Annotated in this window: 18 protein-coding genes; 9 read left to right on the top strand and 9 right to left on the bottom strand. The window is 69.0% G+C overall.

From position 1 onward, the window contains the following. Positions 1–18: 18 nt before the first annotated feature. Entirely contained in the window at positions 19–477 is a 459-nt protein-coding gene (locus ACZ5U5_RS27290; protein ID WP_469026524.1) for a MarR family winged helix-turn-helix transcriptional regulator, read from the bottom strand. Between the two features lie 140 nt (positions 478–617). Here ACZ5U5_RS27290 and ACZ5U5_RS27285 point away from each other — a divergent pair, with 140 nt between their 5' ends. Further along, positions 618–1826 carry an MFS transporter gene (locus ACZ5U5_RS27285; RefSeq protein ID WP_469026522.1) on the top strand — a complete coding sequence of 403 codons (1209 nt, stop codon included), beginning with the start codon at positions 618–620 and terminating at the stop codon, positions 1824–1826. Positions 1827–1872: 46 nt separating this feature from the next. After that, a complete protein-coding gene (locus ACZ5U5_RS27280; RefSeq protein WP_469026519.1) occupies positions 1873–2298 on the top strand; it encodes a GlcG/HbpS family heme-binding protein in 426 nt (141 codons plus the stop codon). Positions 2299–2383: 85 nt separating this feature from the next. On the opposite strand, the gene ACZ5U5_RS27275 is transcribed toward ACZ5U5_RS27280, so the two are convergent. Beyond that, positions 2384–3253 carry a GNAT family N-acetyltransferase gene (locus ACZ5U5_RS27275; RefSeq protein ID WP_469026517.1) on the bottom strand — a complete coding sequence of 290 codons (870 nt, stop codon included), beginning with the start codon at positions 3251–3253 and terminating at the stop codon, positions 2384–2386. A gap of 5 nt (positions 3254–3258) precedes the next feature. Beyond that, positions 3259–3810: a DUF2269 domain-containing protein gene (locus ACZ5U5_RS27270; RefSeq protein WP_469027104.1), complete on the bottom strand. Its 552-nt coding sequence runs from the start codon at positions 3808–3810 to the stop codon at positions 3259–3261. A gap of 76 nt (positions 3811–3886) precedes the next feature. Between ACZ5U5_RS27270 and ACZ5U5_RS27265 the strand changes: the two genes are divergently transcribed. Continuing rightward, positions 3887–4519, top strand: coding sequence for an HAD family hydrolase (locus tag ACZ5U5_RS27265; RefSeq protein WP_469026514.1), 633 nt, complete (start codon positions 3887–3889; stop codon positions 4517–4519). Positions 4520–4914: 395 nt separating this feature from the next. Next, positions 4915–6489 (top strand): globin domain-containing protein, encoded by a 1575-nt coding sequence (locus ACZ5U5_RS27260; protein ID WP_469026511.1) that lies wholly within the window; start codon positions 4915–4917, stop codon positions 6487–6489. Here the strand turns inward: ACZ5U5_RS27260 and ACZ5U5_RS27255 are convergent. From ACZ5U5_RS27255 to ACZ5U5_RS27240, 4 genes are all read right to left on the bottom strand, one after another. Then, positions 6486–6968: an NUDIX domain-containing protein gene (locus ACZ5U5_RS27255; protein WP_469026509.1), complete on the bottom strand. Its 483-nt coding sequence runs from the start codon at positions 6966–6968 to the stop codon at positions 6486–6488. The two genes, ACZ5U5_RS27260 and ACZ5U5_RS27255, sit on opposite strands and share 4 nt — an antisense overlap. Before the next feature lie 59 nt (positions 6969–7027). Next, complete coding sequence (locus tag ACZ5U5_RS27250) at positions 7028–7933, bottom strand: LysR family transcriptional regulator (RefSeq protein WP_469026506.1); 906 nt, start codon at positions 7931–7933, stop codon at positions 7028–7030. A 226-nt stretch (positions 7934–8159) separates the two neighbouring features. Then, the gene (locus ACZ5U5_RS27245; RefSeq protein WP_469026504.1) at positions 8160–9353 is read right to left on the bottom strand and encodes a cystathionine gamma-lyase; all 1194 of its coding nucleotides are present in this window, start codon (positions 9351–9353) and stop codon (positions 8160–8162) included. A 153-nt stretch (positions 9354–9506) separates the two neighbouring features. Continuing rightward, on the bottom strand, positions 9507–9887 hold the full coding sequence (locus tag ACZ5U5_RS27240) for a phage holin family protein (RefSeq protein WP_469026502.1): 381 nt from the start codon (positions 9885–9887) through the stop codon (positions 9507–9509). 71 nt (positions 9888–9958) lie between these two features. Here ACZ5U5_RS27240 and ACZ5U5_RS27235 point away from each other — a divergent pair, with 71 nt between their 5' ends. From ACZ5U5_RS27235 to ACZ5U5_RS27220, 4 genes are all read left to right on the top strand, one after another. Then, positions 9959–10276 carry a cupin domain-containing protein gene (locus ACZ5U5_RS27235; protein WP_469026499.1) on the top strand — a complete coding sequence of 106 codons (318 nt, stop codon included), beginning with the start codon at positions 9959–9961 and terminating at the stop codon, positions 10274–10276. Positions 10277–10468: 192 nt separating this feature from the next. After that, positions 10469–10690: a DUF5326 family protein gene (locus ACZ5U5_RS27230; RefSeq protein ID WP_351167259.1), complete on the top strand. Its 222-nt coding sequence runs from the start codon at positions 10469–10471 to the stop codon at positions 10688–10690. 280 nt (positions 10691–10970) lie between these two features. Continuing rightward, entirely contained in the window at positions 10971–11705 is a 735-nt protein-coding gene (locus tag ACZ5U5_RS27225) for an IclR family transcriptional regulator (RefSeq protein WP_469027102.1), read from the top strand. 103 nt (positions 11706–11808) lie between these two features. Then, positions 11809–12246 (top strand): SsgA family sporulation/cell division regulator, encoded by a 438-nt coding sequence (locus ACZ5U5_RS27220; protein WP_469026497.1) that lies wholly within the window; start codon positions 11809–11811, stop codon positions 12244–12246. A 133-nt stretch (positions 12247–12379) separates the two neighbouring features. Here ACZ5U5_RS27220 and ACZ5U5_RS27215 read toward each other — a convergent pair whose 3' ends face one another. Then, positions 12380–13759 carry a YibE/F family protein gene (locus ACZ5U5_RS27215; RefSeq protein ID WP_469026494.1) on the bottom strand — a complete coding sequence of 460 codons (1380 nt, stop codon included), beginning with the start codon at positions 13757–13759 and terminating at the stop codon, positions 12380–12382. Positions 13760–13977: 218 nt separating this feature from the next. On the opposite strand from ACZ5U5_RS27215, the gene thiC reads away from it, so the two are divergent. Further along, positions 13978–15768, top strand: a complete 1791-nt coding sequence (gene thiC, locus ACZ5U5_RS27210) for a phosphomethylpyrimidine synthase ThiC (RefSeq protein ID WP_469026492.1) — start codon at positions 13978–13980, stop codon at positions 15766–15768. 59 nt (positions 15769–15827) lie between these two features. Here thiC and ACZ5U5_RS27205 read toward each other — a convergent pair whose 3' ends face one another. Beyond that, positions 15828–16703 carry a hypothetical protein gene (locus ACZ5U5_RS27205; protein WP_469026490.1) on the bottom strand — a complete coding sequence of 292 codons (876 nt, stop codon included), beginning with the start codon at positions 16701–16703 and terminating at the stop codon, positions 15828–15830. Between the last annotated feature and the right edge of the window lie 153 nt (positions 16704–16856).

Below are 16856 nucleotides of genomic sequence, written 5' to 3'. Positions count from 1 at the left end.
CCGCGTAGTCGGCTGCCCCTACGCCGGGACCCGCACCGCTTCCACGGCCCTGACCAGCGGCGCCAGCTCAGGATTCAGTGCCGCCTCGTCGAGTGCCTCGCGCAGCGCGGTGTCGTTGGTGGGGCGGGCCTCAGCGAGCAGTGAGGCGCCCGATTCGCTGACGTCCGTGTAGATGCCGCGGCGGTCGGTGGGGCAGAGGTAGCGGGACAGCAGCCCGCGGTCCTCGAGCCGGGTGACCAGGCGCGTCGTGGCGCTCTGGCTGAGTACGACGGCGTCGGCGACCTGCTTCATCTGCAGATGACCGCCCTCCCCGTCGTGCTGGCGGCTGAGGACGTCCAGCAGGGAGTACTCCCGCACGCTCAGGTCGTGCTTGGCCTGCAGGGCGCGCTCGATGTGGGTCTCGATCTTCCCGTGGAGCAGGGAGAGCGCACACCAGCCCTGCGCAAGGGCGGTCAGTGCGGGGTCCGTCGCTGTCATGGCTCTTGTTCCTCCGTCCCGGAGCTGCTGAGGCCAGGATAGTCCACCGATGCAATATCCAGCGTTTGCAATTAACCCGCGCATGCAACTATTGTGGACGCAAGCTAAGCGCACCTGCAACCATCTTGGAAGGTAGAACCATGCCTCTCGCGCTACTGGCCCTCGCGATCGGGGCCTTCGGAATCGGGACCACAGAGTTCGTGATCATGGGACTGCTCCCTGAGGTCGCGGGTGACTTCGGCGTCTCCATCCCCACGGCCGGTCTCCTCGTGACCGGCTACGCACTCGGCGTCGTACTCGGCGCTCCCCTGATGACCGTCCTCGGCACCCGCATCTCTCGCAAGCGCATGCTGATGCTGCTCATGGGCCTGTTCATCGCGGGCAACCTGCTCTCCGCCGTGGCGCCGGTCTTCGGCGTCATGCTGGCGGGCCGAGTGGTCGCCTCGCTGGCCCACGGAGCCTTCTTCGGCATCGGCTCGGTCGTTGCGGCGGAACTGGTCGCACCGCAGAAGAAGGCCGGAGCCATCGCCATGATGTTCACGGGCCTGACGGTGGCCAACGTGGTCGGCGTACCGCTCGGCACGCTCGTCGGGCAGACCCTCGGCTGGCGCATCACCTTCGCCGTCGTCGCTGGCCTCGGCGTCATCGGCCTGGCAGGCATCGCCAAGCTCGTGCCGGACCTGCCCAAGCCCGAGGGCGTACGGCTGCGCCACGAGCTGGCCGCCTTCCGCAATGTCCAGGTGCTGCTCGCCATGGCGATGACGATCCTCGGCTTCGGCGGGGTCTTCGCGGCCGTCACCTACCTCGCGCCGATGATGACGGACGTCGCCGGCTACGCGGACTCCTCCGTGACCTGGCTTCTCGTCCTCTTCGGCCTCGGCATGGTCGCGGGCAACCTGATCGGCGGAAAGTTCGCGGACCGTGCCCTGATGCCGCTGCTCTACATCTCGCTCAGTTCACTGGCCGTCGTGCTCGCCCTCTTCACCCTCACCGCGCACAACAAGATCGCGGCAGCCGTGACCATCACCCTCATCGGCGCCCTGGGCTTCGCCACCGTGCCGCCGCTGCAGAAGAGGGTGCTCGACCAGGCCTCCGGCGCTCCCACGCTCGCCTCGGCCATGAACATCGGCGCCTTCAACCTCGGCAACGCGCTTTCGGCCTGGCTCGGCGGCCTCGTGATCTCCGCCGGCCTCGGCTACACCGCCCCCAACTGGGTGGGCGCGGTACTGGCGGGCTCCGCTCTCCTCCTGGCCGTCGTCTCGGCCGCGCTCGAGCGCCGCTCGGCCGCTGCCCGTCCGGTCGTCGCGGGCTCCGCCCCCGTCGAGCAGGGGACGCTCGTCCACCACTGACCCCCTTCCCTCCCCTCAGAAGCACCACCGCGCAAGGAGAAACCCCATGAGCACCACCATCCCCGCCGCCGCTCCGCTCACCACGCAGGACGCCGAGGCACTTGTCACCGCGGCATACCGCGCGGCAGAGGAGGCCGGCGTCACGGTCAGCGTCACCGTTCTCGACGCGGGCGGCCATCTGCTCGCCTTCCGGCGCGATGACAGGGCCGTGCTGATCTCCGGCGAGACCAGCACCCGTAAGGCGTACACGGCGCTTCAGCTCAACGCCCCGACCGCCGACCTCGTCGACCTGGTCAAGCCGGACGGCCCTTTCCACACCCTGCCCACCGCCCTCGACCGGCCGCTGCTTTTCATCGCCGGTGGTGTCCCGGTCCACCGTGACGGCCGGCTGATCGGCGCCATCGGTGTCGGCGGCGGAGCGCCCGAGCAGGACCACGGGTTCGCCACGACGGCGGTGGAGGCCCTCGCGTAGTACGGCAGCGGGAACACACAGAGGCCCGCCTCCGGAGGCCGGATACTCCCGGCGCCCGGAGGCGGGCCTTCGTCGTGCTCTCCGGTCAGCCGGCAGCGACCGTCAGCGGCGCGAAGCGACGGGTCCAGTCGCCGGGCAGCTCGGGGATGCCGTACGTCATCACGGCATTGAAGGCGATCGGCTCCAGGCCGCGGTCCTTCACCCAGGCGAGCAGCTCTTCATGGCGTACGTCGATGTCGGTGCGCAGCGGACGGTCCGAGCCCTCGGCGAGGGAGGCGATCAAGGCCTTCGCGGTCTCCGTGTCCGGAGCGATCAGGGGGCCGATGACATGGGTCTCCATGTTCGGCCAGGCGCCCGCGTAGCCCGTGATCGTGCCGTCCGTCTCCGCGACCCGCAGTTGGTCGACGAAGGCGCGAAGCCGGGTGAGCACGTGCGTGCGGTCGAGGCCGAAGACCTCGGTGTCGAGCCGGACGATCGCGGGCAGGTCTTCCGCGGTCGCCGGACGGGTGGCGACATCCGGCAAGGGGCCGCCGGCGGTGAACCGGCCGCGGACCATTTCGGCACGACCGGTGGTCTTGAATCCGAGCTGTTCATAGAGGGGTTGGCCGTTCGGCGTCGCGTGGAGGGTGAGTGGGGTGGTCCCCGCTCCCTCGACGACGTACTGCATCAGGCGGCGGCCGAGGCCCTTGCGGGCGTGGCGCTCGGCGACGAGGACCATCCCGATCGCTTCTAGGCCGGGGCGCTCCTGTGGTCCGTACGTGGTGACCACACAGGCGGCGGCGAGGCCGTCACCGGCGGGGTCGTCGATGCCGTAGCCCGTACCGGCCGAGAGCAGGAGCCCCCATTTATGGTCCTCGCGTGGCCAGCCTCGATCCTGCGACAGGTCGGCGCAGGCGGTGAGATCGCGGAGGGTCAGCCGGCGGATGGGCAGAGCGGAGAGGGAAGGTGTCGACACTCGGCTCAGGCTGTCTGACGCATGACCTTGGCGTCCACCGGTTTGTGGGCAGAAGCACGTCGGATTTGGCCACGCCGCTTCTGGCCACGGCGGGTCAGACCCCAGGGCTTGAGCACCGAGAGGACCATCATGAAGAGATAGGCGCTCAAGGAGACGATGGGTCCGGCGATCAGCCCGGTCGGATCCGTCACCGGATCGCCCGCGGAAACGATGGCGACCGTGTCGTTGATGCCCGGACGCAGCGCGAACGCCGACGCGGCGGTGGTGGCCAAGGTCAGCCAGAACTTGGTGTAGACCCAGCGGTGCCTGGCAAGTCCCCAAGGGGTGCCCAGGGACAGCAGCAGACCGCTCAGCAGCGTGAGCAGCGCGAGCGGCAGCACCAGCCAGTCCGCGAAGAGCTTCATGGAACGGGCGGCGGCCTCGGTGACCGAGGCGGAATCCGTGGTGATGGCTGCGGAAGCAAGCGCCAGCAGGCCGAGCGTGAGCCCGAGCCAGCCTGCGGCGGCGATGACATGGACGACAAGGGTGGCCCGGCGAGCGGGGCGGCTTAGTTTCACGTGAAACACGGTGCCGCGAGCGGCGGCCGACGGCGTCTGACAGCGGGAGTAACCGCGGGTACTAGCCTCGGCGTACATGGCACGCCTTCATCTCTTCGACCTGGACGGAACGCTGCTGTACGGCACGGCGGCTCCCGTGGAGATCTCGCGCCAGCTCGGCCTCGACGCGGAGATCGCGGAGCTGGAACGGGACTTCGTGGCGCAGCGGATCGACTCCCCTCAGTACGCGGCCCGGGTGCACGCTCTGTGGGCGGACCTCACGGACGCGCAGGTCACCACCGCCTTCGAGGGCGCCCCGTGGCTGACTGGGATCCGGGAAACCTGGGCCGAGATCCGGGAGGGCGGCGACTACTGCGCGGTGATCTCGCTTTCGCCGTCGTTCTTCGTGGAGCGGTTGCTCGGCTGGGGTGCGCATGCCGCGCACGGCTCGCGTTTCCCCTCCGTGCCTTTCACCGAGCCGGTGAATCCGACGGGCATTCTCAATGCCGCGGCCAAGGTGAAGATCGCGAACCGGCTGTGTGAAGAGTTCGGGGTGGGGCAGTCCGATTGCATCGCTTATGGCGACTCGCTCTCGGACCTGGACCTGTTCGCAGCGGTGCCTGTTTCGGTCGCTGTCAATGCGGATCGTCGGCTCGTCGGGCTCGCCACCCACTCTTATGTCGGGCGTGATCTGCGTAAGGCGTATGAATTGGTGCGTGGCGCCGCGTAATTGGGGCAATTGGAGGGCGTCGATCCCTGAATTCCCGGTGAAGGGCGGCGGGACTTGTGCGCCGGACGGCTGCCGGTATGGTCGAGTCCGGTTCGGGCCGGGTGCATCTCAGCGCACCCCTGGGGGGCGCGGGCGGAGGTCAACGAAGCCTAACGGGACGAAGAGATCGAAGACCTGAACTTTCCGTTACGCGACCGGCGTCACGGTGCGGGATGGGACGCTGCGGTGAGGTGGCTGCGGGCAATGTCACATTTATTGCCTACTTGTCCGTAGGGTCCGGTAATCCGAGGTTCAATGTGGCCACATCGGCTGCCGAGGCGGAGCGGGGAAAAGCAAGCAGCTTCCTTCAGGGAAGTGCACGGACCGACTGAGAGATGTTCGAGGCGAGGCACAGCATGGACGCTCCGACCACCACGTCGGCGGGCAACGGTACTTCCGGCGACAGCGGCGGTGGAGGCGGCTGGTTCACCCCACGGAAGGCGCCGAAGCCGTCGGAGGGCGGCGAGCAGCCGACAAGGCCCGAGGGCGGTGAGCCCGAGGCGACCGAAGGACGCCGGGTGTCCGCCATACGCCCGGTGGGCAGGCCCGGGACGCCCGGCCCCGGCCCGGAAGTCCGGCCCGCGCCTGAGCAGGAGCGCGCGGCCGCGCCTGAACACGCCGGCGTACCCGAGCACGCGGTAGCGCCCGAGCACGCGACAGTGCCCGAGCACGCAGCTGAAGAGCGAATACCGGCAGCCAGAGGCGCGGCGGCACCGGCGCCCGCACCGGCCGCGCCGCACGGCACACCTCAGGCCCTGGCACCTCACCCCGAGTTGCGCTCCGAGCGCATACCGGAGCCCCGGAAGCCCTCCTCCCCCTCGGGGTCTCCCGACGCGATCCGCGTCCAGCGCACGATGGCCGAGATAGCCCCCGTGTCCGACAAGGTGACCTCGTACTTCTACGCGCTGCTCTTCACCCGCCACCCCGACCTGCGGCCCCTGTTCCCCGCCGCGATGGACACCCAGCGCGACCGGCTGCTCAAGGCGCTCCTGACCGCGGCCGAGCACATCGACCATCACGACGTACTCACGGCGTATCTGAAGAACCTCGGGCGTGGACACCGCAAGTACGGCACGCGGCCCGAGCACTACCCGGCCGTCGGTGAGTGCTTGATCGGCTCGCTCAGCCGGTACGCGAGCGCGGTTTGGGACGAGGAGACCGAAGCCGCCTGGGTCCGCACGTACACGACGATCTCTCAGATCATGATCGACGCGGCTGCCGCGGATGAACTGCGCGCGCCCGCCTGGTGGTTGGCGGAGGTGGTCTCACACGACCTCAGGACGCCTGACATCGCTGTCGTCACCGTCCGGCCCGATCAGCCCTACCCCTTCTTGGCAGGCCAGTACACAAGCCTGGAGACCCCCTGGTGGCCGCGGATCTGGCGGCACTATTCGTTCGCGTCGGCGCCGCGCTCCGACGGGCTGCTCTCGTTCCATGTGAAGGCCGTCCCCGCGGGCTGGGTCTCCAACGCCCTGGTGCATCACGCACGCCCCGGCGACGTTCTGCGGCTCGGTGCGCCCGCCGGTTCGATGACCGTCGACCACACCACCGACAGCGGCTTGCTCTGTCTGGGCGGGGGCACCGGCATCGCCCCCATCAAAGCGCTCGTCGAGGATGTCGCCGAGCACGGCGAACGGCGGCCGGTGGAGGTCTTCTACGGCGCCCGCAGCGACCACGATCTGTATGACATCGACACGATGCTGCGCCTCCAGCAGACCCACCCCTGGCTTTCGGTCCGCCCGGTGGTGGACGGCCACGCCCACTTCCCGGACGCCGTGCGGGAGTACGGCCCCTGGAACGAGTACGACGCCTATCTCTCGGGTCCGCCCGGCATGATCCGCAGCGGAGTCGACGCGCTGCGGGACGTCGGCATCCCGGCCGGCCGCATTCGCCACGACTCCGTCGAGGAACTGGTCGCCGCGGGCGATTAGCCCAGATCAGGGGCGTGCATCGCGCGTACGCCCTCGATGTTGCCGTCCAGGTAGTGCCGCAGTGACAGCGGTACGAGGTGGACCGAGGCGATACCGACCCGGGTGAAGGGCACGTGGACGATCTCGTACTCGCCGCACGGCTCCTCCATCTCCGGGCCGTGCCGCAGCGAGGCGTCCATGGACTCCAGGCGGCAGACGAAGAAGTGCTGGACTTTGACGCCGGTCGCGCCGCCGTCCTCGCCGATGTGCTCGACGGTGTCGACGAAGCAGGGCACCACATCGGAGATCTTGGCGCCGAGCTCCTCGTGCACCTCACGATGGAGCGCGTCGACGACGGTCGCGTCCTCCGGCTCCACACCGCCACCAGGGGTGAGCCAGTAGGGATCCATGCCGGGTTTGGTCCGCTTGATCAGGATCAGGTCGTCGCCGTCGAGCAGGACGGCACGGGCGGTGCGCTTGACCACGGGTCGGACGGTCATGGGAGGAATGTGGCCCGGACTGTTCCACGTGAAACATCGTGAACCAGCCGGAGTCCTGCTCAAGCCCAGTCGACGGCAGCGCGCAGCAGCCACTCGTGCGCCCGCGCGATGTGCGTCATCGCGAGCGTGCCGGTGCGTACGACGAGGAAATACGTGCGCAGGGGTGGCACCGCCGGGTCCAGCAGGGCCACGACCTCGCCACTCTCCAAGGCGGGCGCACAGAGATAGCGCGGCAGCACGGCGAGTCCCGCCCCGGTGGAGACGCAGGCGAGCACCGCCCTCAGGTCCGGCACAATGACGGCGCCCGATGCGGCCGGACGGGTGTCGAAGACGGCGGCCCAGTAGCGGGCGACCAGCGGCAGCGACTCGTGCACCTCCACCACGGGTAGGTTCTCCAGCACCGCCGCGCCCTTGCGGCGCAGCTTGCCGGGGCCGACGCGGGACGCCAGGCGCGGGCTCGCGACCAGGACGTGCTCCTCGTCGCACAATGGGGTCGCGGTGAGCAGGGTGCCGCGCGGTCGCACAGTGGTGATCGCCAGGTCGTGGTGCCCCGCGGAGAGCCCTTCCAGGACCTCTTCCGCGTTCCCGAACGAGGCCCGCAGTGCGAAGCCCTGCCCGTCCTCCCCGGTCAGCGCGGTGAGAGCGGGTAACGCGCGGGCGGCAGTGAACTCGGGAGGCCCTGCGAGGTGGAGCGTACGTACCGAAGAGTCCTCTTCGAGCCCTGTCTCCGCGATCTCCACCAAGGCATCGAGATGCGGCGCGGCCTTGTGGGCGAGCTCGTCCCCGATGGTCGTGGGGGTCACGCCGCGCGCCTGGCGCAGGAACAAGGGGCGGCCCAACTGCCGCTCAAGGGTCCGAATCTGCGAGGTGACAGCGGGCTGGGACAGGCCGAGCAGGGCGGCGGCACGCGTGAAGGAACCGGCCCGGTGCACGGTCACGAACGTGCGCAGCAGGGCCAGATCCACGGCGGCGCCCTCCCCTCCCGGCCCTCGGGCCGAGGCCAACTATAAATATGTCGATAGGTCTCTGCCGCTACTGTGATTGGACACTGACACACAGTCAACTAGCCTTGTGCGCGCGGTTCTTCGCGCGCAGAACCGGAACGGTCCGAGCCACGAGGGGGGAGGCTCGGACCGTTCGTTGTGCGTAGGCCGGTACTAGCCGGGAGCCCTCCGCGGGCACGCAGAGCGTTCAGCCCGCCGACTCGTCCAGCGCGCGCAGTACGTCCGCGACCAGGTCAACGGCGTCCTCGGAACCGGCGGAGAGGCGGACGAAGCCCTCCGCGACGGCGTCCCCGCCCCAGCGGCCACGCCGCTCCGCGGTGGAACGCACGCCGCCGAAGCTCGTCGCGTCGTCGACCAGACGCAACGCGTCCAGGAAACGGTCGGCACGCTCGCGCGAGGGCAGCGTGAAGGAGACCACGCACCCGAAGCGCCGCATCTGCTGCGAGGCGATCTTGTGCGAGGGGTCGTCGGGCAGCCCCGGATAGCGGAGCCCGGTCACCTCGTCGCGGGCGCGCAGCGCCTCGGCCAGGGCCAGGGCGTTGGCGTTCTGGCGATCGGCGCGCAGTTGGAGCGTGGCGAGCGAGCGATGCGCCAGCCAGGCCTCCATGGGCCCCGGGATGGCCCCGACGATCTTGCGCCAGCGCCGCACGGAGGCGGTCAGCTCCGCGTCGCGGCAGGCAACGTATCCAAGGAGGATGTCACCGTGGCCGGTGAGCATCTTGGTGCCGCTGGCCACGGAGAAGTCCGCGCCGAGTTCGAGGGGCCGCTGGCCGAGCGGCGTGGCCAGAGTGTTGTCGACCGCCACGAGGGCGCCACGCGCGTGTGCCGCGTCGGCGAGGCGCCGTACGTCGCACACGTCGAGGCCCGGGTTCGACGGCGTCTCGATCCACAGCAGCTTGGCGCCGTCCAGGACGTCGAGCTGGGCGTCACCGCCGGTCGGGGCGGTGCGCACCTCGATGCCGTACGCGGTCAGCTGCTCCCTGACGAGGGGCAGCGCCTGATAGCCGTCGTCCGGCAGGACCACCACGTCACCGGCGCGCAGCTGCGAGAAGAGCACCGCCGAGATGGCGGCCATCCCGGAGGCGAAGACCAGGGTCTCGACGTCCGGGCCCGCGGCTCCGCCGCCGCCCTGCTCCGGGGCCTCGAGCTCGCCGATGGCCTGCTCGAGAAGCGTCCAGGTCGGGTTGTCGTCCCGGCCGTAGGTGTACGGCCCGGTGGGTTCGCCCGGCAGGTGGAAATGCGCGGCGAACACCGGCCCGGGGAGGGTCGGCTCGTACTTCACCGGCTCGGGGAGGCCGGCCCGCACTGCTCTCGTGCCGTCACCCGTCCCGCTGCCTGCTCCCGCGCCGTCACCTGCGCTTATCGCTGCGGAGTCCGTCATGCCGCCGCCCTTCCCTTGCTTCGCGTACAGCGTCGAGCAGACCGTCGCTCGCCGCCTCCACCATTCTCAGGCACGGGTCAGCTCCCCGAGCCCGGCGGCGACGGGCCTGTTGCCGCCGCACACGAAGCACACGGAGAAGGCCATGGGGCGGTCTCAGTCCTTGTCGTCGGGCAGGACGACGTTCATCGCCCAGGACACGATCGTGATGATCAGGCCGCCCAGGACGGCGGTCCAGAACCCGTCGACGTGGAAGCTGACGTCGAGCTTGTCGGCCAGCCACGAGGTGAGCAGCAGCATCAGGGCGTTGACCACGAGGGTGATCAGGCCGAGGGTCAGGATGAACAGGGGGAAGGTGAGCACCTTCACGACCGGCTTGACCAGGAAGTTCACCAGGCCGAAGAGCAGTGCGACGACGATCAGCGTGAGCGTCTTCTTGCCCGTGCTGTCGCCGGTCAGCGTGATCTTGTCGAGGAGCCACACGGCGACGGCCAGGGCCGCCGCGTTGGCGATCGTCTTGACTACGAAATTCTTCATGTGTGTGATCGTTGCAGACGGACGGCCAGAACGGCCGGTTCGCGGGCTGGGGCAAGGGGTGTACGAGGACGATGAAGGCATTCCGGCTGGATGAACTGGAGACGGAGCGCGCCGCGAACGACGGCGCGTATCTGCAGTTTCTGCGCGAGCGGAACATGTCGGTCGGGCTGTACGCGCTCGACGCCGGGGAGCCGGACCCGCAGCAGCCGCACCAGCAGGACGAGGTGTACATGATCGTCAGTGGCCGGGCGTCGATCACGGTCGGCATGGAGACCACCCAAGTCGCGCGCGGCAGCGTGGTCTACGTGCCCGCTGGGGTGGCCCACAAGTTCCATCACATCAGCGAGGACCTGCGGGTGCTGGTCGTGTTCTCGCCGCCCGAGGGCTGATCCCCTGCCTGCCGGCAGCCCTGCGGAGGGGTGCTCCTGTACGCCGCAGGGCTGACTTCTCGGGGCTGCGACCTCGGGGTTCCCTAAGGGGCGGATCAGGGGAGGACAAGGGATGCGAGGCCCCCGTCGGGCCCTCCGCCGCCCTAGCATCGAATGCAAGAAGCAGGACGTATGCGGAGAGAGGTAAGGACGATGGCTGCGCAGGAGATCTTCTCGGGATTGCCGTGGTGGGTGAAGTGGATCGCGGTGCCTGTCATCGCCCTGGTCGTGTTCGGCGGCCTGATAGCGAGCGTCGTGGGTTTCGTGGTCGGCCTGCTGTTCAAGGCGCTGCTTTTCGTCGCCTTGGTGGGTGGACTCATCTACGTCGTACGGAAGTTCATATCCGGTTCGACCTCTTCGCGCAGCGACTGGTGACTTCCCGCAACAGTTCGCTCGGGTGGGGGAAGTTTCCTGGTGCGGCGCCTTGGTCCGGCGGCCAGCGGTTAGAGTCCGAAAACCGACGCGGGGCGAGCCCCGCGTGCGGGCGCACTGCGCTCCCACCCGTGTAGCCCCGGGCACGGGCGGAACCCCCAGCCGCTTTCGGGAGTGAACCTTGGCCACGGTTGACGCCACACCCGCCGACATCCCGTCCGACGACCCCTCGTACGCGGCGTCGCCGACCGGTCCGGCCTCAACTACGGCCGCGCCCACCCTCATTGGCTCGGTACAGCGGGCGATGCGCCTCTTGGAGGCCGCGTCCGCGCACCAGGAGGGGGCGCCCGCCAAGCAGTTGGCGCGGGAGGCCGGGCTCGCTCTCCCCACGGCGTATCACCTGCTGCGCACGCTGACGCACGAGGGCTATCTGAGCCGGGAGAAGGGCGTGTTCGTGCTCGGCGAGGCGGCCGAGCGGCTGAGTGCGAGCGGGGCCCAGCAGAATCGTCGCGGCATGATCGGTGAGGCCCTGGAGCACTGGCGGGACGCCATCGGCGTGCCGGTGTACTTCGCCGTCTACCGCGAGGGCGAGATCGAGGTCGTGGCCGTCGCGGACACGCCGGGGAATCCGGCGGTGGAGGAGTGGGCCGACTTCCGCGAGACCGGACACGCCCATGCGATCGGGCAATGTCTGCTCGCCCAACTCGACGACGAACAGCGCCAGGACCACCTCTCCCGTTATCCGGTGCAGTCGATCACTCGATACTCGGTCCGTGACGACCGCACATTCATCCGCCGCCTGGACGCGATGGACCGGATGCGGCCCGTGGTGGAGCGCCAGGAGTACGCGTTGGGGACGGTCTGCGCCGCGATTCCGATCACTGCGGGTAACACGGCCGCAACGATGGCGATTTCAGTTCCGGCCTATCAGTCGGACCGTCTACTACCTGCGGCCGAGCGTTTGCAGGGGGAGATCGGAAGGCTGCTAAGGACACTTGCTTTCTCTATCAGCATCTGAAAACTCACTCCTTGTGATCTGATGTGTACGTTAAGCAAGATGCCATGAGTGTCAGGGAGTTGGTTCCTGGCCAGTCGAGGTTTAGCGACGGGGTAGGCGGGCGATGCGCGAGTCGGTCCAGGCAGAGGTCATGATGAGCTTCCTCGTTTCCGAGGAGTTGTCGTTTCGCATCCCGGTGGAGCTGCGTTATGAGACCGGCGATCCTTACGCCGTCAGGTTGACCTTCCACCTCCCCGGCGACGCCCCCGTCACCTGGGCCTTCGGCCGTGAGCTGCTGGTCGACGGGGTGGGAGAGGCGTGCGGAGACGGGGACGTGCACATCGCTCCCACCGACCCCGAACTGCTCGACGAGGTGCTCATCCGGCTCCAGGTCGGCCCGGACCATGCGCTGTTCCGGGTGGGGATTCCGCCCCTGCTCGCCTTCCTCGACCGTACGGACAAGCTGGTTCCGCTGGGGCAGGAGCGGGCGCTCGCCGACTTCGAGACGCACCTGGACGAGGCGCTGGACCGGATCCTCGCCGAGGAGCAGAGCGCGGGCTGAGCTCCGCGGGCCAAGGGGCGCAGCCGTACGGCAGATTGGTGCATTTCATGGCATCAGCTGATACGGCCCAGAGCTTCGCCGCCCAGAGCCTCGTCAGGTTTCGCCGCTCAGCCTCATCGCGCAGCCTCGTCGCTCAGGCCTTGCGGCGGCGGCCCTTTCCGCCCCGGCTCTGCTTGGGGGCGGGGGTGGCACCGCTTCCGGGGCCGGCCGCGGCCTCCGTCCGCCCCGCAGGGGCCGTACGGTCGGCCGAGACCACCAGGGCCGCGAGCGCCGTCGTCACCGGCACCGAGGCGACCAGGCCGATCGAGCCGACCAGGGTGCGCACGATCTCCTCGGCGACCAGCTCACTGTTGGCCACCGTGCCCACGCTGCTCTGGGCGATGGAGAAGAGCAGCAGCAGGGGCAGCGCGGCGCCCGCGTAGGCCAGGACCAGGGTGTTGACGACCGAGGCGATGTGGTCGCGGCCGATGCGGATGGCGGCGCCGTACAGACCGCGCCAGCCCATCGTGGGATTGGCCTGATGCAGTTCCCAGACCGCGGACGTCTGTGTCACCGTCACGTCGTCGAGCACGCCGAGGGAGCCGATGATGACGCCGGCGAGCAGCAGGCCGCTCATGTCGATGGACGGGTACAGACCGTGGATCAGACCGGTGTTGTCGTCCGTGTTGCCGGTCAGCGAGGCCCAGCCGATGAAGAGCGAGCCGAGCAGACCGATCAGGAGCAGGGAGATCAGCGTGCCGAGGACCGCGACCGACGTTCGCGCCGTCAGGCCGTGGCACAGATAGAGCGCGATCAGCATGATGGCACTCGCCCCGATCACCGCCACGACCAGCGGGTTCGAGCCCTGCAGGATCGCGGGCAGGATGAAGAACGTCAGCACCAGGAAGCTCAACGCCAGCGCGACCAGGGCCATGACGCCGCGCAGCCGCCCCACCGCGACGACGACGAGCGCGAAGATCCCGGCGAGCAACGCCATGGGGAACTTCCGGTTCACGTCGGTGACCGAGTACTGCAGCGCCTCGGGGGCCGTGGGCTCGTAGGCGACCACCACCTGCTGGCCCTGGCGCAACTGCCGCGGTGAATCCGGCTGCACGATCTCGATGAAGGTGCGGCCCTTGTCCTTGCCGCTCGTCACCTCGATCGTCGCCTTCTTGCAGACGCCCTTCGCGCGGGACTCCGCGGACTGGCCCTCGGCGGTGGAGGTATCGCCGTTGGGAGGAGTCTGCGAGGCGTTCACGTCCTTGCAGGGCAGCTCCTGCACCTTCGTCACGTCGGCCGACTGCGTCTGCCGGTCGAAGCCGACGCCGGTGCGCTCATGGCCAGGCGCGCCACCGGGCCACAGCACGATGAGGCCCACGACCACCGCCGTGGCGAAAGGAATCAGCACGGCGGCGATGACCTTGCGCAGGTGCTTCGACACCGGCGCGGCCGGACCATGGCTGTGGGAGTGCCCGTGCGGGTCCGGAGGACGGTTCGGGACGGGCGGCTGGGACGGCGGCTGTGTGGTGGTCACTGCCCGATCATCGCAAGAACGGCGGGGGCCCTCTGTTCAGCGCGCCCGACATGACGCTAGCGTGGAGCCACCTTTGCAATCGCGGGAGCTCGGAGCACCGGGCTGAGAGGGCGCTGACCTCCGTACGGATCGGCACAAGAGTGCACGAACAGTACGGAATCCGCTGCGTCGACCGCCGAACCTGTTACCGGGTAATGCCGGCGTAGGGAGTAGGTCTCATGACCACAGCGGACGCACGCACGCCTGCCTCGACGCAGAACACACAGAACCAGAGCGACGAGGCCGGGAAGTCCATCGGCTGGCACAAGGCGTACGTCGAGGGCTCGCGCCCCGATCTGCGGGTGCCTGTCCGCCAGGTGCACCTCACCAACGGCAAGGCCGTGACCCTGTACGACACTTCGGGGCCTTACACCGACGAGTCCATCGACACCGACGTCCGCAGGGGCCTCGCGCCGCTGCGCGAGAACTGGATCATCGCCCGCGGCGACACCGAGGAGTACGTGGGCCGCCCGCCCCGTCCCGAGGACGACGGCATCAAGCACACCTCGCCGCGCGGGGGCCTGAAGAACCTCGACGCGGTCTTCCCCGGCCGCCCGCGCCAGCCGCGCAGGGGGCGTGCGGGCCAGGCGGTGACGCAGCTCGCGTACGCCCGCCGCGGCGAGATCACCCCCGAGATGGAGTTCATCGGGATCCGCGAGAACCTCGACCCCGAGGTCGTGCGCGCGGAGGTCGCCGCGGGCCGCGCGGTCATCCCCGCCAACGTCAATCACCCGGAGATCGAGCCGATGATCATCGGCAAGAAGTTCCTGGTGAAGGTCAACGCCAACATCGGCAACTCCGCGGTCACCTCCTCCATCGAGGAGGAGGTGGACAAGATGACCTGGGCGACCAAGTGGGGCGCCGACACAGTCATGGACCTGTCCACCGGGCGCAACATCCACACCACCCGCGAGTGGGTCCTGCGCAACTCCCCCGTGCCCATCGGCACCGTGCCGCTCTACCAGGCCCTGGAGAAGGTCGACGGCCAGGCCGAGGCGCTGACCTGGGAGATCTACAAGGACACGGTCATCGAGCAGGCCGAACAGGGCGTGGACTACATGACGGTGCACGCGGGCGTGCGCCTTCCGTACGTCCCGCTGACCGCCAACCGCAAGACCGGCATCGTCTCGCGCGGCGGCTCGATCATGGCGGCCTGGTGTCTCGCGCACCACAAGGAGAGCTTCCTCTACGAGAACTTCGAGGAGCTCTGCGAGATCCTCGCCTCGTACGACGTGACGTACTCGCTCGGCGACGGTCTGCGTCCCGGTTCGATCGCGGACGCCAACGACGAGGCGCAGTTCGCCGAGTTGCGCACCCTCGGGGAACTCAACACGATCGCCAAGCGTCATCACGTACAGACGATGATCGAGGGTCCCGGTCACGTCCCGATGCACAAGATCAAGGAGAACATCGACCTTCAGCAGGAGATCTGCGAGGAGGCGCCGTTCTACACCCTCGGCCCGCTGACCACCGACATCGCGCCCGCGTACGACCACATCACCTCCGGCATCGGCGCCGCGATGATCGGCTGGTGGGGCACGGCAATGCTCTGCTACGTCACGCCCAAGGAACACCTCGGCCTGCCCAACCGGGACGACGTGAAGACCGGCGTCATCACGTACAAGATCGCGGCCCATGCGGCGGACCTCGCCAAGGGGCACCCGGGCGCGCAGGACTGGGACGACGCGCTCTCGGACGCCCGTTTCGAGTTCCGCTGGGAGGACCAGTTCAACCTGGCCCTCGACCCGGTCACGGCACGGGAGTTCCACGACGAGACACTGCCGGCGGAGCCCGCGAAGACGGCGCACTTCTGCTCGATGTGCGGGCCGAAGTTCTGCTCCATGAAGATCTCGCACGACATCCGGCGTGAGCACGGCGGCACGCAGGACGAGATCGCGGCGGGCATGGACCAGAAGTCCAAGGAGTTCGCGGCAGCAGGAAACCGCGTGTACCTGCCCATCGCCGACTGAGCGATGCCACGCGCCGCGCTTCGGGCGGGCACCGCGCCCGCCCGAAGCAGCGTCGCGTACTACTCCGGCTTGTGGTCGGGACCGCCGAAGTCCGGGCTCGAGAAGTCCGGACTGGAGAAGCTCGGGCGCGGTCCCGCCGCCGGGCCGCCCTCCGGGCTGCTGAACCCCGGCCTGTTGTAGCCGAGTTGCGGCATGCGGCCGCCCGGGTCCGACGACGGTGTACGAGCCGCGTGCGCCGCCCCCGGGTCCGCGAGCGCCTCCCGCAGGAACGGCAGGACGCCGCGCTCCATCAGTGCCTCGCCCCAGGCTTCCCTGGCGCGAACCACCTCCTCGTTCCGTTCCCCGTGCGCACCGGCCTGGAGCGACGTGGAGCCGTTGCGCAGGGCGGTCAGGAGCAGGCCGATCGCGGCGATCAGGATGCCCCCTGCGGTGAGCGCGCCGAACAGCCACCCCGCGGTGAGCAGGGTCTCCGCGAAGGCGGGCTCGGGATTGAGCATCTTCAGGATGTAGCCGACGAGCAGGAAGATCGCGGCGGCTGCCCCGGCCAGGACCGGTGCGAGCACCGCGACGACGGCGATGGCCCCCGCCCCGGAAGCCTGGGTGGTGACCTCCCCCATCGTGGTGGCGAGACCGAGGCCTCCGGAGCCGGCTTCCGCCGGACCCTCGGTGCTCCGCTCCCTGATGGATGGTGCGGCAGATCCGCCTTCGCGCAGTTCCTCGCGGACCTTCACATAGTGCGTGTACTCGGTCGTGGCGGCGGCAGTGATCAGCGCAGTGGCGTTCAGGGCCATGGTGCGCAGCTGCTCGGGATTGAGCCGTTCGCCCACTGCGGCGAGATCAGGACGATTCGGTGCCGTGCGCAGCGCCTCATCGAGGATCCGCTCGTACTCGGGGCGGTCCTCATTGAGCAGGTGTGGAGCGCTGTTCATGTGCATCCCCCGATGCTCCGTAGGGCTTGGGGCTCGCATGGGTGCGAGCCGTCGGGCAGGAACGGAGGGGAGCCTGCTACGGATAAGCCGATGGTAGAGCCGTGGAGGCACGCGGTGACAGGGGGTTTCCAGAAATAGACCCCCTGGCCAGCGTGATCC

This window comes from Streptomyces sp. NPDC033177 (assembly GCF_055577715.1).
Note: the sequence above shows the minus strand (reverse complement) of the source record. Positions and strands in the feature narration are given on the sequence as shown.

Excerpts from the sequence above, each read along its gene's own strand:
- ACZ5U5_RS27235 (WP_469026499.1), top strand. The coding sequence starts at position 9,959 with ATGAAGGCATTCCGGCTGGATGAACTGGAGACGGAGCGCGCCGCGAAC.
- thiC (WP_469026492.1), top strand. The coding sequence starts at position 13,978 with ATGACCACAGCGGACGCACGCACGCCTGCCTCGACGCAGAACACACAG.
- ACZ5U5_RS27220 (WP_469026497.1), top strand. The coding sequence starts at position 11,809 with ATGCGCGAGTCGGTCCAGGCAGAGGTCATGATGAGCTTCCTCGTTTCC.
- ACZ5U5_RS27260 (WP_469026511.1), top strand. The coding sequence starts at position 4,915 with ATGGACGCTCCGACCACCACGTCGGCGGGCAACGGTACTTCCGGCGAC.
- ACZ5U5_RS27230 (WP_351167259.1), top strand. The coding sequence starts at position 10,469 with ATGGCTGCGCAGGAGATCTTCTCGGGATTGCCGTGGTGGGTGAAGTGG.
- ACZ5U5_RS27265 (WP_469026514.1), top strand. The coding sequence starts at position 3,887 with ATGGCACGCCTTCATCTCTTCGACCTGGACGGAACGCTGCTGTACGGC.
- ACZ5U5_RS27245 (WP_469026504.1), bottom strand. The coding sequence starts at position 9,353 with ATGACGGACTCCGCAGCGATAAGCGCAGGTGACGGCGCGGGAGCAGGC.
- ACZ5U5_RS27205 (WP_469026490.1), bottom strand. The coding sequence starts at position 16,703 with ATGCACATGAACAGCGCTCCACACCTGCTCAATGAGGACCGCCCCGAG.
- ACZ5U5_RS27290 (WP_469026524.1), bottom strand. The coding sequence starts at position 477 with ATGACAGCGACGGACCCCGCACTGACCGCCCTTGCGCAGGGCTGGTGT.
- ACZ5U5_RS27280 (WP_469026519.1), top strand. The coding sequence starts at position 1,873 with ATGAGCACCACCATCCCCGCCGCCGCTCCGCTCACCACGCAGGACGCC.
- ACZ5U5_RS27255 (WP_469026509.1), bottom strand. The coding sequence starts at position 6,968 with ATGACCGTCCGACCCGTGGTCAAGCGCACCGCCCGTGCCGTCCTGCTC.
- ACZ5U5_RS27285 (WP_469026522.1), top strand. The coding sequence starts at position 618 with ATGCCTCTCGCGCTACTGGCCCTCGCGATCGGGGCCTTCGGAATCGGG.
- ACZ5U5_RS27240 (WP_469026502.1), bottom strand. The coding sequence starts at position 9,887 with ATGAAGAATTTCGTAGTCAAGACGATCGCCAACGCGGCGGCCCTGGCC.